The organism is Arthrobacter sp. Y3225116, from assembly GCF_059091245.1.
The window spans coordinates 1-1,828 of sequence record NZ_JBNHGL010000383.1 but is presented as its reverse complement, the minus strand read 5'-3'; the positions used below and the strand labels follow the sequence as shown (position 1 = coordinate 1,828).

Below are 1,828 nucleotides of genomic sequence, written 5' to 3'. Positions count from 1 at the left end.
GCCAGGACCAGCGCGCCCTGCCCGGCGGGGAGCCGCCGCGGCTCGGCGGAGAAGTTGCAGCAGATCGCCAAGGAGCCGCGCCGCAGGATCAGCCAGCCCTCCTCCGCGTGGGACTCCACCGACAAGGACGCGAAGTCCGGTTCCGTCAGCTCCGGATGCTGCTTCCGGAGGGCGATCAGCCGGGTGTAGAGCTCGAGGAGCCGGGCATGGTCGCCCGTCCCGGGCTCGGCCCAGTCCAGTTTCGAGTTGTGGAACGTTGCCGGGTCCTGCGGATCGGGCACTACCGCAGGGTCCCAGCCCATCCGCTCGAACTCCTTGAGCCTGCCGGCAGAGGTCGCCTCGCCGAGCTCCGGTTCGGGATGGGAGGTGAAAAATTGCCACGGCGTGGAGGCCGCAAATTCTTCGCCCATGAACACCATCGGCGTAAACGGAGACATCAGGTTCAGCACGGCGGCCAGCGCCAGCTGCCCGTAGCCGAGGGTGCCGGTGAGCCGGTCTCCGGCGGCACGGTTGCCGATCTGGTCGTGGTTCTGGGTGCAGACCACCAGTTGCCCGGCGGTCACCCGGTCCTTGTTGATCGGCCGGCCGTGGTGCCGTTCCCGGAACGAGGAATATCCGCCGTCGTGGAAGAAGCCGTCCCGCAGCACCTTTTCCAGCGCCCCCAGTCCGGCAAAGTCGGCGTAGTAGCCGCTGGTTTCGCCGGTGAGGTTCACGTGCACGGCGTGGTGGAAGTCGTCGCTCCACTGGCCGGCCAGGCCGTAGCCGTTCACCTGCCGGGGCTCGATCAGCCGCGGATTGTTGAGGTCGGACTCGGCGACCAGGAACAACGGCTTGTCCAGCTCGGCGGCACACGCGTCCGTCGCCGCCGCGATCTCCTCGAGGATGTGCACGGCGCGCTCGTCCCGCAGCGCGTGCACCGCATCCAGGCGCAGGCCGTCCACGTGGTAGTCGCGGAACCACATCAGCACGTTGTCGAGGATGAAGCGGCGGACCTCGTCCGATCCGGGGCCGTCCAGGTTCACGGACTCGCCCCAGGTGTTGGCGCTGCCGCTGCTCAGGTACGGCCCGAACCGCGGCAGGTAGTTTCCGCTGGGACCCAGGTGGTTGTAAACCACGTCCTGGATGACGCCGATGCCCTTGGCATGGGCGGCGTCCACGAACCGCTGGTAGGCGGCCGGGCCGCCGTAGCTCTCCTGCACCGCGTACCAGAGCACGCCGTCGTAGCCCCAGTTGTGCGTGCCGTTGAACGCGTTGACCGGCAGCAGTTCCACATAATCCACCCCGAGTCCGGCCAGGTAGTCGAGCTTGGCCGCGGCGGAATCCAGCGTGCCCTCGGAGGTGAACGTACCGATGTGCAGTTCGTAGATCACCCCGCCCAGCCCCGGCGAAACCCAGTCCCGGTCCTGCCAGCGGTGGGCCCCGGCGTCGAAGGTCCGGGACATCCCGTGCACCCCGTCCGGCTGGCGGCGCGAGCGCGGATCCGGCAGCACCGCGTCCCCGCCGTCCAGCAGATAGCCGTAGTCGCACTCCCCCTCGGGCGCTGCGGCGGGGTTCGCCAGACGCCACCAGCCGGCGTCGTCCGGGCCCTGCATCGGCAGCCGTGCGGCGCCGGCCTGCAGTTCCACCCTTCCGGCACGCGGGGCCCACACCGCGAAGTCCCGGCTCATGACTTCTCCTCCTGTTCGCGCACCAGCAGCGCCACCGGCAATTCCGTCAGCACGCCGGCCAACGGCAGGACGCCGTTGCTTGCGTGGCTCCGCCCGCTGAGCACATCGCGGTATCGTCCGGCGGGCAGGACGACGGCGGTGTCCCGCCACCCGCCGTCGCG

At 69.6% G+C, this 1,828-nt stretch carries 1 protein-coding gene; it reads right to left on the bottom strand.

The window, feature by feature from the left end; translation table 11 throughout:
* A partial coding sequence (gene treZ / locus AC5RV2_RS17595; RefSeq protein WP_494093400.1) for a malto-oligosyltrehalose trehalohydrolase occupies positions 1 to 1,667 on the bottom strand: 1,667 nt, incomplete at its 3' end.
* Positions 1,668 to 1,828 lie beyond the last annotated feature (161 nt).